Raw genomic sequence first — 14,832 nt, 5'->3', positions numbered from 1 at the left:
TGCAATATCGGAATCAGACCCTTGAACCCCTCATCGCCTAGAATTAAACCAGTCCAACTTTCGGGGGCCAGTTCAGTTTCCCTAGCGGGGGGGGAATTTCCAGGCGCGCACTCTTAAAGCTCAAATAGCTTCAATACCTGGGGATTCGGGTGCTCCTGTCTATAATTCTGCGGGGGAATTGGTAGCCCTTATTGAAGGTGGTAATGGTAAAGGTGATACTACCATTACGCCAATTTCCTTTCTAGAGAAAAGCGTTGAAGACTATCCGACTAATGATTGTAAAACAAATAAATAAACTGTATCAATTTATTTTCTGGTCAAGTCCGATGGAGTGGTGTATCTGTCCTTTCTGAATCGGTGGTTCGGGGACAGTGTCAGGGTCGGTGTTGGGGTCCGGCTCGGGGTTGATGTTGGTTCAATTTGAAGCGTCCTGGGTTTGGTTCCGCTTCTTTTACGGCCCTGTGTTGATGGGCTGGGTGAGATAGTACTCGGTTTCTACTTCCAGTGGGGCGGCGTAGTCCAACGCCTCGTGAAGACGTTTGGTGTTCCACCAGTGTGTCCACCGCAGGGTTGCTAGCTCGACTTCTCCCACTGACGTCCACGGGCCTTGAAAATGGATAAGTTCAGCCTTGTAGAGACCGTTGACCGTCTCCGCGAGCACGTTGTCATAGGAATCTCCGACTGTGCCAACACTCGGCCGGATCTCGGCTTCGGCCAAAGCAGTGGAGTACTTCAGTGACACTCACTGACTTCCCCGATCACTGTGGTGCACTAGCTGGTCTCCATGGATTCGACCGGCAGTCGTTAATGCATGTTCCAGTGCCTCCCATCGGCAGCGCATCGGTGCGCATCGTAGAGCGGGTGGCAACACCGACTATTTTGCTGCTGCAGACGTCAATGACAAATGCGGTGTACGCAAATCCTGAGAGGGTGCGAACATAGGTAATGTCGGCGACCCAAAGTCGCCCAGGTGCTGTTGCCCGGAAGTTTCGCTGCACAAGGTCCGGACGATGATCCGGCACTTTAGGGCTGATCGTGGTGACCGGGGTTCGTCCACGTCGTCGACCGGACACACCTACAAATTTCATCAGGCGTGCGGTCTTGTCGCGGCCGATATGAAAGCCTTCACGGTTCATGGCGTGCCACATCTTGCGAATACCGTAGACCGAGAAGTTTTCCGCATGGACGCGCTGTATCTCTGGGATGATAAGGCTATCGCTTAAGGCCCTGGCGCTTGGGGCGCGGGTGGTGGCTTTACGGTAGCCGCGGGAGGTGATGAATCCACGGTCTGCTTGTTTCAGAACACGGCAGATGGCCCCGGGCCCCAAATTGCTCCTTGTACTCGTCGATGTAGGAGATCATCTGGTCTTAGGGTCGGTCGAGTTCCGCTGCGAAAAAGCCGAGGCAGTCTTGAGGATTCCGTTGGCTCGTTTTAGCTCGCGGTTTTCCCGGCGTAGCCGTTTGAGCTCTTCTTCCATGGTTTCGCCATCTGTTGGTGTCGTCTGCTCATGGGCGGCGCTGTCGCGGTACCAGGCGCGTAACGTGTGGTGGGACACGCCAAGGAGCTCTCCGACTTCCTCGTACGCGCGTTGCCGTGAGCAGGACTCCAGACGGACCATCTCTAGGACTTGATGGACCGCCTTCTCCTTGAATTCGGCGGAATACTTTCTGGGCATAGTGCCAATCCTTCCTTAGCAGAGGTAGGAATTAAACCCAGGATGCTTCAAAGTGTCCCAGGTTTTGTTCCGTTTGAGTAGATGGGAAAATCTGGAACATGCCAAGAAAATTTGACCAGGATGCAAAGGACCGTGTGGTCCGTCTCGTGGAAGACCGCATCTTGGCGGAAAATATGTCGATGCAAGCCGCATGCCAGGCAGTAGCTCCAAAGTTGGGGGTTTCATGGCACACGGCTCGTCAATGGACTTAAGCCTGCCCGCCGCGTGGGAAACACCCCAGAACCTGTGCCTGAAGATTTGGCCGCCGAAAACGCGTGGCTACGCCGCGAAAATCAAGAGCTTCGAGATACCAACGAGTTGCTGAAGGCCGCGTCAGCTTTTTCGCCTCACGACCAGGCCCCAAGCCCCGGTTATGATCCGGTTCATCGATAAATACCGGGATTGTTTCTCTGTCGAGTTCATCTGCACTGGCGTTGAAAAATAACCGGGCTGGTGGGTTCATCACCTCGCGTGGTTATCGCCAGTCCAAAGCCCGAGGGCTTAAGCGCTCGTCGCCTTCGTGACGGCCGTGCTGATTGAACGCATTGGTGCCATTCATCGGGATAATGACGGTGTCTACGGTGTGCGGAAAATGTGGCATGCGCTTGACCGTGACGGAATAGATATCGGCCGTGAGCAAACCACCCGGCTGATGCGCCTGGCTGGTGTTTCTGGCACAGGCAAAGGCAGATCACCAATCACAACGCGCACACCTCAACGTGTCGGATCTGCGCCCAGACTTGGTCGAGCGTGAATTCAAAGCCCAAGGCCCGAACAAGCTGTGGGTGGCCGACATTACCTACGCGCGCACGAAGAAAGGCTTTGTGTACACCGCATTTGTCACTGACGTTTACTCCCGGCGGATCGTCGGATGGGCATTATCGGACTCGATGCGCACCGAGGCATTACCGCTGCAAGCACTCAACCAAGCGATTGTGAGCGCGAGGGAAACAACAGGCCTTATTCACCATTCGGATCACGGCTTATAGTACGTCAGCATTGTCTACAACGAGCGCCTTTCCCAACACGGGATCACTGCTTCTACTGGGACAGTTGGCGACTCCTATGACAATGCTCTAGCTGAAAACGTTAACGGCTCCTACAAGAGGCGAGCTGATCCATACTCGCAGGTGGAATGACGTTATCGAGGTAGAAATCGCCACATTTGAGTGGGTGTCATGGCGGAACGAGGTAAGGCTCCACCAAAGCCTGGGATACCGAACCCCAGCCGAGGTGGAAACCGAATTGTGGAAAAAGAACCCGCAACAGGGAATAATAGAAATCAAGGCAAATGCCTAGGAACAAAACTCGGGGCACTTCAGAACGCAGACAAACATAACCTGCCCCTGCACAGGGGCAGAGCTACGAATCCTGGGTGACCTCAAGCGGTACTGCTAACAACGTAATGGGCTCATTTAGTGCTGTGGCGAGCTAGAACTCCGGATCGATTGCTCCACCAGATCGAGGACACGCTCCAGGCCATCCGTATCTCCTAAGGCGAGCCTATTAATAAACCCATCCATGAAGGTTTCCAAATAGCACACCAGGGTATCTATATCCACGTCATCTCGAAGGCGGCCTTGCTCTGCGTTGGATGCGAGACGGGCGCGGATAGCCTCGTCACGAATGGACTGGTGTTCTTTCCACCGCGCGGCAAACGAGGGGTCAGTGCGCAGTAGAGAAGTGATCTCTAGACGCGTGGCAAGCCAATCGTGGCGTTCTGGGTGACGCAACATTTCACGCATGACCTCGACGAGGCCATTATTAGCCACTACTTCTGCCTGGCGTGCGGCATCTTCGCGGGCTAGGGAAAGAAATAGAGATTCCTTGTCCCCAAAGTGGTGAAAAATGGCGCCGCGTGATTTTCCGGTGGCTTGTTCTAAGAGGCGAACCGTCGCACCCTCATAGCCATGTTCGGCAAAGCAACGCCGCGCCCCAACGAGAATTTCGTGCCGCCGCCGATTTAACTCAGATTCACTCACGATTGGCATAGTGAGGTCGTCTCCTTTTAGGAATGATTAATACTTCAAGTTAAGTATGTTCTGAAACGAACATAGAACGACAATAAAGAAACGCGGGGCCGCAGAGCCCTCTACGGGAGAGAGCGGTGCGACCCCGCGTCTTCAAGCTCAGCGACGAGCACTAAGCCCAAAAAGCTTAGTACTTTTCCGTCGCATTAAGTGGCTTAGTTCTTCACCATCTGGCGCAGCACGTACTGCAGGATACCGCCGTGGCGGAAGTACTCTGCCTCACCCGGGGTGTCGATACGTACGTTAGCGTCGAACTCGACGGCGTCGTCAGAGTCCTGCTTGGTAGCGGTGACGTGAACGGTCTTCGGGATGGAACCGTCGTTGAACTCGGTGATGCCTTCGATGTCGAAGGTCTCCGTACCGTCCAGACCCAAGGACTCGTGAGACTCGCCATCAGGGAACTGCAGCGGGATAACGCCCATACCGATGAGGTTCGAGCGGTGGATGCGCTCGAAGGACTCGGTGATAACTGCCTTTACACCCAGAAGGTTGGTGCCCTTTGCAGCCCAGTCACGGGAAGAACCGGTGCCGTATTCCTTACCAGCGATAACGACCAGTGGGATGCCGGCTTCCTTGTAGTTCTCGCATGCATCGTAGATGTATGCCTGCGGTGCACCCTCTTGGGTGAAGTCGCGGGTGTATCCACCGGTCTCGTCCACCAGCTGGTTGGCCAGGCGGATGTTAGCGAAGGTACCGCGCATCATGACCTCGTGGTTACCGCGGCGGGAACCCAAGGAGTTGTAGTCAGAGCGGGAAACGCCGTTCTCGTCCAAGTACTGCGCGGCCGGGGTGCCCGGCTTGATGGCAGAAGCAGGGGAGATGTGGTCGGTGGTGACGGAATCGCCAAGCTTCGCAAGAACGCGAGCGCCCTTGATGTCCTCAACTGGGTCCGGTTCGGTCGGCATGCCCTCGAAGTATGGAGCCTTGCGGATGTAGGTGGAGTCCTCATCCCACTCGAAGGTCTCGCCCTCTGGGACATCCAGGTTGCGCCATGCGTCGTCGCCCTTGAAGACGTCGGCGTAGTCAGCCTCGTACATCTCGCGAGAGATAGCGGACTGGATGGTGTCCTCGATCTCCTGCGGGGTAGGCCAGATGTCCTTCAAGAAGACATCATTGCCGTCTTCGTCCTGGCCCAGCGGCTGGTTGTCGAAGTCGAAGTCCATGGTACCGGCAATAGCGTAGGCAATGACCATGATTGGGGATGCCAAGTAGTTCATCTTGACGTCCGGGGAGATACGACCCTCGAAGTTGCGGTTACCGGACAGAACTGCGGTAGCTGCCAAGTCGTTCTCATTGATGGCTGCAGAGACTTCCTCTGGCAGTGGGCCGGAGTTACCAATACAGGTGGTGCAGCCGAAGCCGGACAGGTAGAAGCCCATAGCCTCGAGGTCCTTCCAGAGGTCTGCACGCTGGAAGTAGCCATCGACAACCTGGGAACCAGGTGCACAAATGGTCTTAACCCATGGCTTGGAGCGAAGGCCCTTTTCAGCGGCCTTACGTGCAATCAAACCTGCACCCACCATGACGGATGGGTTGGAGGTGTTGGTGCAAGAGGTGATGGAGGCAATTGCCACCATGCCGTGGTCAAGGGTGTACTCGCCACCGTTATCAGGTTCAACGGTGATCGGGTTGGAGTGACGTCCCTTAGCACCAGCGGCGGCGGATTCGCCGTGGCCCTCGCGAGACTTGTTCAAACCACCGGTGACGTCCTCATCGCCAGGCGCGCCGCCCTCAGCGGACATGCGCTTTGCCTCTACGGAGGAGTCATCCACGCATACCTCGTCGGTGGTGTAGTTGGACAGGTCCTTACGGAACTGTTCCTTGGCCTCCGAAAGGAGGATACGGTCCTGCGGGCGCTTCGGACCAGCGATGGATGGCTCAACGGTGGACAGGTCGAGTTCGATGTACTCGGAGTACTCCGGCTCCGGAGTATCCTCTGCCAGCCACATGCCCTGGGCCTTGGCGTACTGCTCGACGCGGTCGATCTGCTCCTGCGGGCGACCGGTCAGCTCGAGGTACTTGGTGGTCTCTTCGTCGATGGGGAAGATGGCCGCGGTGGAACCGAACTCTGGCGACATGTTGCCGATGGTGGCGCGGTTAGCCAGCGGGACGGACTTGACGCCATTGCCGTAGAACTCTACGAACTTCTGGACAACGCCGTGCTCACGCAGCATCTCCGTAATGGTCAAGACGACGTCAGTTGCGGTAACGCCGGTCGGGATTTCGCCGGTGAGCTTGAAGCCGACGACCTTCGGGATGAGCATCGATACCGGCTGGCCAAGCATGGCAGCCTCTGCCTCGATGCCGCCAACGCCCCAGCCCAGGATGCCCAGGCCGTTTTCCATGGTGGTGTGGGAGTCGGTACCGATACAGGTATCCGGGTATGCAAGGCCCTCGTTGTCAAAGACAACGCGGGACAGGTACTCGATGTTGACCTGGTGGACAATACCGGTTCCTGGAGGAACAACGCGGAAGTTGGAGAAGTTCTCAGCACCCCAACGCAGGAACTGGTAACGCTCTTCGTTGCGCTGGTACTCAATTTCAACGTTCTTCTCAAGAGCGTCGGTGGAACCAAAGGCCTCAACGATGACGGAGTGGTCGATTACCATCTCGGCCGGGTTTAGCGGGTTAACCTGGTCTGGCGTACCGCCAAGAGCGGACACGGCTTCACGCATGGTTGCGAGGTCGACGACACAGGGAACACCGGTGAAGTCCTGCATGAGGACGCGGGCTGGGGTGAACTGGATTTCAGTATCCGGCTCAGACTTTGGATCCCAATTGGCGAGGGCCTTGATGTGGTCCTCGTTTACATTCTTGCCGTCCTCATTGCGCAGCAGGTTTTCTGCCAGCACCTTGAGGGAGTACGGCAACTTCTCCATGCCAGGAACCGTGTTGATGTCAAAGTAGTCGTAAGACTTGCCGTTGACATCAAGGGTCTTCTTGGCATCGAAGGAGTTCAAGCTTTCAGTCACAGGGAGCTCCATTCCTTGTTGATAAACAGTCTGTTCTGTTTTGTACTCGCCGCCTACTGGAGATGCGGGATAAGCAAAAGGTGCGCGACCACATAGTGGTCGAGACGAAGCCATGGGGCCCGCAGTACCAAAGACCGCAAAGAACGCGATGGTTCACCTATTTATTGTAGAGGTAAAAACCTTCCGTTGCTCCAATTGTAACGGGACAAGCGTTCTGTTTAAAGCTTTTTGCCGTACTCGGCGCGTTTGCTGTGTAGGCGGCGGCGGTAACCTTTATCTTTAATGAAGAAAGACCAAGGAATATGCGCAAGGCATAACCCCCGATCTCGGGTGCACGAGCCCCGGCAATAAGTAAGAAGAGGGAAGAGGATTGAATGGTTCCGGGTGAAGTGGACGTCCCGCAGTTGGCTCAGCAGCTCAAGCAGGACGGCGTAGCTTATTCTGCACCCTCGCTGGAATCGGATGCTCAGCTAAATGCACACGTTGCCGAGCAACTGCGTGAGGGCGACGGGATTGCCGTGGTCGATGTTTCTGTTTTCAAGGCCGCCGACGCGCGCGACATTGCACAAGAGCTTTATGATGCTACCAATCTGCACACCGTCATCGTGCAGACCCCGCGCCATGTCTCCTCGGTTAGCGAGAACTATAGCCGCGCGGATATTGAATCTTCCCAAGCGCAATTAAGGCCAGGACTGAACCAAGTCGATCTTGTGCAGCAGTACTATGCAGGGCTTGAGCAAAGCAGCTTTCCGATGGTCGCCGTCGTCGCCGTCGTCGCCATACTCGCCCTCCTTTTCGGCGGCTTAAGTTATTGGCGTGCCTCCCATCATCGCGAAATTCGGGGATAAGTAGCGGCCATTAAGGGGGTGCGATCTGGAGAGAGCGGACGCATCAAGGCGTCCAAGCGTATCCAACTTCTAGCTATGTTTGTTCGAAAAAGTAGAAGAAAATTTTCCGTTTTCGGCGCTCGGTGCGTCCCAAAACCATCCGCCGAAGCGAGCAAAATTTTACCGCTGCAAGAGCGTCGTGGCGCACCGCACCGAAGGAACTCGCGGTGCCTACCCTGAGATTTATGGAAAATGATGTTCAGGCATTGGCGTAATCCATCGGTCATTTATGGGCGGCCCTCGGGCGACTCCGGGTCGTTGCGAATGAAGAAAACTCCCATTGCCTAAAAGTGTCAGGGGAGAGGGAGAGGGGCAAAAGTAAAGGCTTAGTGGTTGACTTTCGCTGGGGGAGTGGTTCCGTTGCAGCGAAATAGCTCCGATTCAGTTGTAGCTCAGGACGCGAGGCCCTCGGAATATAAAAACCAAAGTGGCGAACATCACAATAACGGGATGGTAACAAAATTATTGCAGGTTAGGTACGACTGTTGCGTCATGTGGTTTAACTTGACTCCACGTAATTAAGTGGAATATGTGCGAAAAGGGCGTGTCGTGACGTATGGTTCGAGTGTCGACTCAAGGGACATGAATATCTTCTTGAGTTCATGGGCTTAGCCTTGACGGTCAATTGAAGATTCGCACGGGTATGTGGGGAAGCACGCCTCGCGGGAATCGAGGAATTGGCGGTTCTTGGAAGTCAATGAACCACGAGGGAACTCTCGAACGGGAGAGTAGAAAAACTTTTCACTTGAGCGATGACAATGTTCGAAAAATAAACATCAACCCACCTTCCTTAAAAGTGGTGAGACGAGTTCGCTAGAGCTTCATCGTGTGGGTATGCGGGTGTGGTTCTTTGTCGAGCCCTTCGATAGTGGATTCCCGGTCAAGCGGAATCCAGATACGAGGTTCGCTGAGAAGCGCAGTCGGGTACGTGCAGAATGAGAGAATGAGGGAACCGGAATCACACTAGGGCCAGCATCGTGTGGCCTGTTCATGGTTTGTGGCCACTTGCCCTCGCACGTATGGGTACACGCATAAAGCTGTACCTCCACTGCGCCGCGGCGAGTCGTGCCAAGGATCATAGGGCAGTTCTCACTGTGCGCAGCGCAGCGTGCGAAAGGGTCTGGACTCTGCCAGCTACCTAAATTCACTGCACGTCACAAGTGGAGCTCGATGAAGATGCGCCAATCTGAGATTGGCACTGCGATGGGAGAGTTGTAAATGCTCCCAGTAGCGTTAGAGCGCTCACGTTCACAATGAACCGCGTAGGACACGTGGAGAAAATGCACCATCCTTGTCGCTGGTATGGGGAAATAGTAGCGATTGTTGGACAGCGTGACGTGAGGCTACTGAGCTCAAGCATCAGTTGCATAGAGCTTTAATTGACGTGCGCACTCCCTAGGTGAAGTCTCTACAATTTTCGGGCTCATGTGCCATGTACATCCTGGGGCCGCGGGCTGCCAGGGCGATAACGCATACCCATAAGCCCATAAGCCTTTGGGTGTGAGCTATCGGATTCGGAATATCGCAAAGAAGACTCTGGGCTTGCTGCTGTGCGAAATGCGCAAGCTTCAGTGTCTCGGGCATTCCTATGCCCAAGTGCGGCACATTGCGTCCCATTCTTTAAAAGGGAGGTGGTCCAAACAAGGAGAATTCCAGTGGCCACCATTCGTCTACCGCGCATCCGACATGTTCGTGCAACTATCGCTGCAGTCATAGGTGTCGCAGCGCTATCGCCCCTGACGTCCATCGCTCCTGCCGGAGCAGATGAGCTCCTCGATCCCGCCCAGGCCGGTGCGGTTGAAGAAGTTCCAAGCACCGATGCAGATGACTCCATTGCCCGCGCCGTATCCAACGTTGATGCTCAGCAGCGGGACGTAGATCAGCTGCGCCAGCTGCTCGACCAGGCGGAGGAGCAAGCGGCGGCCGCGACGGAGCGCATCGCCCAGCTTTCGGCTGATCCTGCGGTTGCGGACGACGCGGCAGAGCTTGACCAAGCTTATGCTGAAAAGCGTGCAGCCGAATCGGCAATGGTCGAGCACCGCCGCAACTTAGCCCAGCGGGAGGCTCAAATGAATGCCACCCGCAACTTCGCTGAGGCCTCTTTTGCCCACCAGCAGCAGGCGGTGGAAGTGACCCAGCAGGGCGACCTTCCAAAGGTACAAAATCAAGATAAAAACCTTGACTTTAGGGTAGGTGCGGATGCGCTTTCCGGCGATACCGTCAAGCCGCAAGGCTTGAATAAAGACAAGGCTCACAACTTTACCGACGAGATTGTTCCGGATGAAACTGCGCTTCCTGAGGTGACGCACGATGACGCCGTCGTAGAGGGGCAGGCGGACGCGGCCACCCCGAAGGCGGAGTTCGGCACCGCACTTAATCAAGGAGCAACGCCGTCTTTTAACACGGTGGACTACGGTACCGGTTCCTCGGCATCGGATGGTATGGACATCGCAGGCGATCTCGCCGCAGCCGTTGATCAAGACGATATGCGGGCACTGATGGACGGATCTGCAGACCTGTTGGGCATTGGCAGCCCGAATACGGCGCCATCGGCAAGCACTGATCCTTCCGCCACCGGTCAAGGGCCTGGAGCGCCATCTAACCCTGCTCCGGGCAATAGCAGCCAGATTGAGGCGGTGATCGCTCGCGCAGAATCTGTCATCGGAACCCCATACGTGTGGGGCGGTGGCGACAACAATGGCCCAACTGGCGGCCTCCGGGACGGCGGCATCGCCGATAGCTATGGTGACTACGGACGGAGCGGTTTTGATTGTTCTGGATTGACTAAGTACGCGTTCGCCGCGGCCGGCTTGGACCTTCCGCATTACTCCGGTGCGCAGTACCAAATGGGCAATAAGGTTTCGCGTGACAACTTGCAGCGCGGCGACCTCATCTTCTATGGCGCCGGCGGCAGCCAGCACGTTGCGATCTACTTGGGCAATGACCAAATGATTGAGGCCCCGCAGTCTGGCCAGAATGTACAGGTCTCCCCTGTGCGCTGGGCTGGTGCGACCCCGGAGGTTGTGCGCCTTCTCTAATTTTCAGCCTTGTGGTTGCTACTATTTAGGGCATGACTGACGCACAGCATCCTGCCCAAAATTTCGACGCCCTCCTCGTTCTTTCTTTCGGTGGCCCGGAAGGAAATGAGGAGGTCGTTCCGTTTTTAGAGAACGTGACGCGGGGCCGCGGAATTCCGCGCGAGCGCTTAGAAGTAGTGGGCGAGCATTATTACCACTTTGACGGGGTAAGTCCGATCAACGGCCTGAACCGGGAGATTATCAGTAACGTCGAAGGCCAGCTGAAAAAACGCGGACATAATCTGCCGGTTTATTTTGGTAACCGTAACTGGCACCCCTTTGCCACAGCTGCCGCAGAGAAGATGGCGGAAGAAGGGATTCGCAGGGTGGCCGTCTTCGCCACCTCTGCTTGGGGCGGCTACTCGGCGTGCCGGCAATACGATGAAGACATTGCTGCGATGCGGCAACACCTTGCGGATAATGGTCTGCCAGAAATCGAGTTCACCAAGATTCGACAATTTTATGATCATCCCAAGTTCATCGCGGAGATGGCCGATGCCGTCGCCGAAGCCTGGCGCCGTATTCCCGCCGAGAAAACGGGCAGCGCGCGCATGCTGTTTACGGCCCACTCGGTGCCGAATGCACACGATAATGTCGGTGGCGCAGACGGGGACAAGAACCTTTATTCCCGGCAAGTAGCCGAAGCCTCCCGCTTAGTGGCCGAGCGCGTCGGAATTTCGGATTACGACTTGGTGTGGCAATCGCGCTCCGGTAACCCGAAGACGCCGTGGCTGGAGCCGGACATAGTTGACCACACCACCGCACTCCATGAAAAAGACGGGGTAGGCGCCGTAGTGGTGTGCCCCATCGGTTTTATCTCCGATCACATGGAGGTCATCTGGGACTTGGACTCTGAACTGCAAGCTGCCGCCGATGAGATGGGAGTACAGGTCGAACGCGCCCGTACCGCTGGCCCCTCCCAGCGGTTTGCGGACATGGTCGTGGATCTGGTGGAAGAACTCGAACAGGGGAAACAGTGGGAGACCAGCGGGAATGTCACCGTACAAGGGTGTACCACCAACGGCGCGCCCTGCGCTGCAGGCTGCTGCGATATTCGCGCCCATTAAAAGTATTCTGGGCGGGCCTGCTCTAGCGAGCGAATTCCGCTGCTGAATAAGCCACTCCCGTCATCCGCGCTTGCCGGATATGGCGCCATAAGCGGAGGAGCTGCGGATCGAGGCTGTGATCGTTGATCCTATCCGTGACGGTTTCGATGATCGCGGCAACGCGGTCCGCGCGAGCAAAGAGTTTCGCAGCCCGGGGCGGGGTGGCCGGTGGCAGGCCGGGCGTGTCATAAAAATCGCTCAGGGTCCCCACCGTGAGCCGGGGATTAGTCAGCGCGGTGGACTGGTAGCCGGTGGCCGTAATGAGATCGGCGGATTCATCCGTCGCCTTAGTTAACAAGGCATCCGCTTCGCCGGGGCTCAGCCATGCCGGTGAAGGTAGCGGCTGATCCTCGCGGATTACCTGCCATGCCGTGTGAGCTCGATGGGGATGGGGGACAAGGACGAGCGAGATTTCCGGATCGTTGGTGCGCACAACGATGGCGCCCGCTGAACTTTGCGCGGCCGCACGGGCAGATTCTGACCCTGCGGGAAGCACCGGCGCTTCACCCGGGCCAGATAAAATAAGCCGGAGAAGAGGCTCCCCGCCCGCGCCTGGCTGAGAAGTGAGCTCCTTCGTTTCGGCGCGCAGCAAGGCGAGCAAATCGATGAAGGGAGATTCATCCAAGCATTCGGGGCGCCCGCCCAGCTCTGTCAGGGCATCGAGCAGCTCATCTGTTGTCTCATGTCCCCACAACCACGCAGCTAGCCAGATGGCAGAGTTTTGGAGAGGGGACCACACTTCGGCGCGCATATCCATGGCGAGCAAGTGTAGTAGATAGACTATCGGGCCATGAGTTTAGATCCTTATGGCGGAGATATTTTTGCTGGGCACCGACGCAGCAAGCCCACCCAGTACCCAGAAGTGCCCGCAGAACCGGGCATGGTGGTAGAAGTGCGCGGTGATGACTTTGTGGGCGCCGTTTTAGGCGTGGATAAGACCGTCTTTGGTGAGGTCGTACGGCTAGAAGACCGCCACGGCGTCGAGCGAGTATTTAACCTCATTAAAGGCGGATTCTTGGTAGAAGGTCAGCCGGTGACGCTTACGAGGTACGTGCCCAAGCAAGCACCCCGCAAATCAAACTCGGGTTCTAGGCGGGTAGAAAACGTAGAGGCCAAGGTGGCAGCGCCATCACGCATTTGGGTCGAAGGCGTCCACGATGCCGCCATTGTGGAAAAGGTATGGGGGCACGATCTACGCGTAGAAGGCGTGGTCGTGGAATACCTGGAGGGCTTAGACAACCTCGAAGAAAGGCTCGCCGAATTTCAGCCTGGCCCCGGCCGCCGGGTCGGCGTGCTCGCGGACCACCTGGTCAAAGGGTCGAAAGAAACGCGAATGACCGAGTCTGTGGGGGAGCACGTTCTAGTCACCGGCCATCCCTTCGTGGATATTTGGGCGGCAGTAAAACCGCAACGGGTAGGCCTGCAAGCATGGCCGGAGGTACCGCGGGGTGAAGATTGGAAAACCGGAATCTGCCGCCGCGTGGGGTGGTCCGATCCCTCCGATGGGTGGCGCCACGTTTATAACGCGGTCCATTCCTTCAGGGACTTAGACTCGAGCCTGATTGGTGCGGTCGAGCGCCTGGTGGATTTTGTGACCACGCCTGAACTGCGCAAATCAGACCTTGTCTAAGCCCCAGTAAGCGACGCTTTCTCGGCCTAGGCTAGATTGGCGCGTTCAATGAGGTTGACCGCCAATTGCCACCCGGCCATCTCGGCGCTCCAGCCCGCGGCTTGCAGCCTTTGGGACATCGCCTGTTTGGAAATTCCCAATTCTTCTGCGGCCTCATTTTGATTGAGCCCCGCCCTTACAAGGGAGGTTGCCTCGCGGCCCTCGATGGTGCGCTTATTGAGCACGTATCCAATGAGCGCGAAGGCGGCGGCGATATCACTCGCCTCCGCAGAACGGCCGCGCTTATTGAGCTTGGTGTAGACCTGCCCCATTCGCGCGGAATTTTTGAGCGCCGCGGTAGCCACGTGGCGCGCGCTTTCCTCGTCTGCCTGGTTGCCAGGGCTGATGCCGATGCCGATGGCCCAGTCGCCATCGGCAAGCAAGGCCATGACGACCTCACACACTGCGGTGGCGGAGTCGACCACGGCGCAAATATCCTCCACCCCAAGGACGTGAAACTCGCCGACGCCCTCGAGGGTGGATAGCGCGGCGGCCGAGCGCTGTACGAGCTCAGCGCGGCGCACGGAACGCCCACGGTAGCGGGCATGGACAGCGAGCACGAGGATCCTCCTTTATTGCGAGCAGTTCGTTACAGTCTACCGCTTAACCTTGACTGGACGGGAGTTGGCAGGCGCGAATCGAGCACAAGCCCGCCGATACCGGCGAGGGCAAAGACGATAAAGGCAACGATGATCCCGGGACTGGCCGTGCCAGTAAGCGCATCGCCGAAAAAGACACCGATGACCGTGGTGGGAATCGAGCCGACCAACGTAGCGACCGTAAAGTGCGAAACGCTGATGGGGGTAAGCGCGGCGACATAGTTGAGAAGGCTGAAGGGCACTCCCGCCACCATGCGCAGGGAAGCGATGGCCAGCCAACCGCGCCGCTCCAGGTGGGTATTGATGGTATAAACCGCGGGATGGGCAAGATGCGGCCTCATCCATTCTCCGAGCAGGCGGCGCACAATCAGCAACGATAATACGGCCGAGATGGTGAGCGCGAGCAGCGAGATAGCAAGGCCCTGCCAAGGGCCGAAAAGGATGCCCGCTGCAACGGTCCAGATGGTCCGGGGCAGGGGAAATTGCGTAAATGTGACATAACCTAGCGTGAAGGCGACCGGAAACCACGCGCCAAGGCGGGCAGCGGCGGCCCGCATCTGGGAGAGGTCGGGAATGTCGAGCCAGATAAAAAGCGCAGCTCCAGCAAGTGCGAGCGCGATGATGAGTATCCAGCGTCGCGGTGACCACGCACGGATTGAGCCCCAAGCTGAGTGGGTGAGTTGAACGCAGAAGCTACCAAAGCGGCCTAAACGACAGGATGTGTTGGTGAAGTTATATGTTTAGCCGGTCTGGCGTGCTGGTATTAGGATTATTTCA

The 14,832-nt window shown here is 56.9% G+C and carries 13 protein-coding genes and 2 pseudogenes; 8 read left to right on the top strand and 7 right to left on the bottom strand.

Annotated features, from left to right (window positions below; genetic code table 11):
- Positions 1-451: 451 nt before the first annotated feature.
- Positions 452-1,676, bottom strand: a pseudogene (locus tag ABRP98_RS10440) (IS3 family transposase).
- A 52-nt stretch (positions 1,677-1,728) separates the two neighbouring features.
- Between ABRP98_RS10440 and ABRP98_RS10435 the strand changes: the two are divergent.
- A pseudogene (locus ABRP98_RS10435) lies at positions 1,729-1,927 on the top strand (hypothetical protein).
- A 263-nt stretch (positions 1,928-2,190) separates the two neighbouring features.
- Here the strand turns inward: ABRP98_RS10435 and ABRP98_RS10430 are convergent.
- Complete coding sequence (locus ABRP98_RS10430) at positions 2,191-2,316, bottom strand: hypothetical protein (protein ID WP_284850174.1); 126 nt, start codon at positions 2,314-2,316, stop codon at positions 2,191-2,193.
- Between ABRP98_RS10430 and ABRP98_RS10425 the strand changes: the two genes are divergently transcribed.
- The 3 genes from ABRP98_RS10425 (at position 2,308) to ABRP98_RS10415 (ending at position 3,014) form a co-directional block, all read left to right on the top strand.
- Positions 2,308-2,469, top strand: coding sequence for a hypothetical protein (locus ABRP98_RS10425; RefSeq protein ID WP_284796170.1), 162 nt, complete (start codon positions 2,308-2,310; stop codon positions 2,467-2,469). The genes ABRP98_RS10430 and ABRP98_RS10425 overlap by 9 nt on opposite strands.
- Complete coding sequence (locus ABRP98_RS10420) at positions 2,435-2,704, top strand: DDE-type integrase/transposase/recombinase (protein ID WP_284796117.1); 270 nt, start codon at positions 2,435-2,437, stop codon at positions 2,702-2,704. Before ABRP98_RS10425 ends, ABRP98_RS10420 begins: the two co-directional genes overlap by 35 nt.
- 91 nt (positions 2,705-2,795) lie before the next feature.
- Positions 2,796-3,014 carry an integrase core domain-containing protein gene (locus tag ABRP98_RS10415; RefSeq protein ID WP_349859126.1) on the top strand — a complete coding sequence of 73 codons (219 nt, stop codon included), beginning with the start codon at positions 2,796-2,798 and terminating at the stop codon, positions 3,012-3,014.
- 116 nt (positions 3,015-3,130) lie between these two features.
- On the opposite strand, the gene ABRP98_RS10410 is transcribed toward ABRP98_RS10415, so the two are convergent.
- Together ABRP98_RS10410 and can are read right to left on the bottom strand one after the other, a co-directional pair.
- Complete coding sequence (locus ABRP98_RS10410) at positions 3,131-3,706, bottom strand: TetR/AcrR family transcriptional regulator (protein ID WP_349859122.1); 576 nt, start codon at positions 3,704-3,706, stop codon at positions 3,131-3,133.
- Positions 3,707-3,900: 194 nt separating this feature from the next.
- Positions 3,901-6,717, bottom strand: a complete 2,817-nt coding sequence (gene can, locus ABRP98_RS10405) for an aconitate hydratase (RefSeq protein ID WP_284819495.1) — start codon at positions 6,715-6,717, stop codon at positions 3,901-3,903.
- 374 nt (positions 6,718-7,091) lie between these two features.
- Here can and ABRP98_RS10400 point away from each other — a divergent pair, with 374 nt between their 5' ends.
- The 3 genes from ABRP98_RS10400 (at position 7,092) to ABRP98_RS10390 (ending at position 11,748) form a co-directional block, all read left to right on the top strand.
- Complete coding sequence (locus ABRP98_RS10400) at positions 7,092-7,565, top strand: Rv1476 family membrane protein (RefSeq protein ID WP_284770644.1); 474 nt, start codon at positions 7,092-7,094, stop codon at positions 7,563-7,565.
- Positions 7,566-9,259: 1,694 nt separating this feature from the next.
- Positions 9,260-10,642, top strand: coding sequence for an NlpC/P60 family protein (locus ABRP98_RS10395; RefSeq protein WP_349859121.1), 1,383 nt, complete (start codon positions 9,260-9,262; stop codon positions 10,640-10,642).
- A 32-nt stretch (positions 10,643-10,674) separates the two neighbouring features.
- Positions 10,675-11,748, top strand: coding sequence for a ferrochelatase (locus ABRP98_RS10390; RefSeq protein ID WP_349859120.1), 1,074 nt, complete (start codon positions 10,675-10,677; stop codon positions 11,746-11,748).
- A gap of 22 nt (positions 11,749-11,770) precedes the next feature.
- On the opposite strand, the gene ABRP98_RS10385 is transcribed toward ABRP98_RS10390, so the two are convergent.
- Positions 11,771-12,544 carry an Rv1486c family protein gene (locus tag ABRP98_RS10385; RefSeq protein WP_349859119.1) on the bottom strand — a complete coding sequence of 258 codons (774 nt, stop codon included), beginning with the start codon at positions 12,542-12,544 and terminating at the stop codon, positions 11,771-11,773.
- Between the two features lie 33 nt (positions 12,545-12,577).
- Between ABRP98_RS10385 and ABRP98_RS10380 the strand changes: the two genes are divergently transcribed.
- Entirely contained in the window at positions 12,578-13,417 is an 840-nt protein-coding gene (locus ABRP98_RS10380; RefSeq protein WP_284770648.1) for a DUF3097 domain-containing protein, read from the top strand.
- Between the two features lie 26 nt (positions 13,418-13,443).
- Here the strand turns inward: ABRP98_RS10380 and ABRP98_RS10375 are convergent, their stop codons facing one another.
- Positions 13,444-14,016 carry a hypothetical protein gene (locus ABRP98_RS10375; protein WP_023022380.1) on the bottom strand — a complete coding sequence of 191 codons (573 nt, stop codon included), beginning with the start codon at positions 14,014-14,016 and terminating at the stop codon, positions 13,444-13,446.
- 29 nt (positions 14,017-14,045) lie between these two features.
- Positions 14,046-14,711, bottom strand: coding sequence for a TVP38/TMEM64 family protein (locus ABRP98_RS10370; RefSeq protein WP_349859124.1), 666 nt, complete (start codon positions 14,709-14,711; stop codon positions 14,046-14,048).
- Between the last annotated feature and the right edge of the window lie 121 nt (positions 14,712-14,832).

The organism is Corynebacterium sp. KPL2838 (genome assembly GCF_040225455.1).
Classification (GTDB): Bacteria; Actinomycetota; Actinomycetes; order Mycobacteriales; family Mycobacteriaceae; genus Corynebacterium; species Corynebacterium rhinophilum.
The sequence above is the reverse complement of the archived record's forward strand: the minus strand, read 5'-3'. Positions and strand labels throughout refer to the sequence as shown.

Bases quoted from the DNA above. Each gene is read 5' to 3' on its own strand.
- ABRP98_RS10410 (WP_349859122.1), bottom strand. From the start codon at position 3,706: ATGCCAATCGTGAGTGAATCTGAGTTAAATCGGCGGCGGCACGAAATT.
- ABRP98_RS10400 (WP_284770644.1), top strand. From the start codon at position 7,092: ATGGTTCCGGGTGAAGTGGACGTCCCGCAGTTGGCTCAGCAGCTCAAG.
- ABRP98_RS10380 (WP_284770648.1), top strand. From the start codon at position 12,578: ATGAGTTTAGATCCTTATGGCGGAGATATTTTTGCTGGGCACCGACGC.
- ABRP98_RS10385 (WP_349859119.1), bottom strand. From the start codon at position 12,544: ATGGATATGCGCGCCGAAGTGTGGTCCCCTCTCCAAAACTCTGCCATC.
- ABRP98_RS10425 (WP_284796170.1), top strand. From the start codon at position 2,308: ATGTGGCATGCGCTTGACCGTGACGGAATAGATATCGGCCGTGAGCAA.
- ABRP98_RS10430 (WP_284850174.1), bottom strand. From the start codon at position 2,316: ATGCCACATTTTCCGCACACCGTAGACACCGTCATTATCCCGATGAAT.
- ABRP98_RS10390 (WP_349859120.1), top strand. From the start codon at position 10,675: ATGACTGACGCACAGCATCCTGCCCAAAATTTCGACGCCCTCCTCGTT.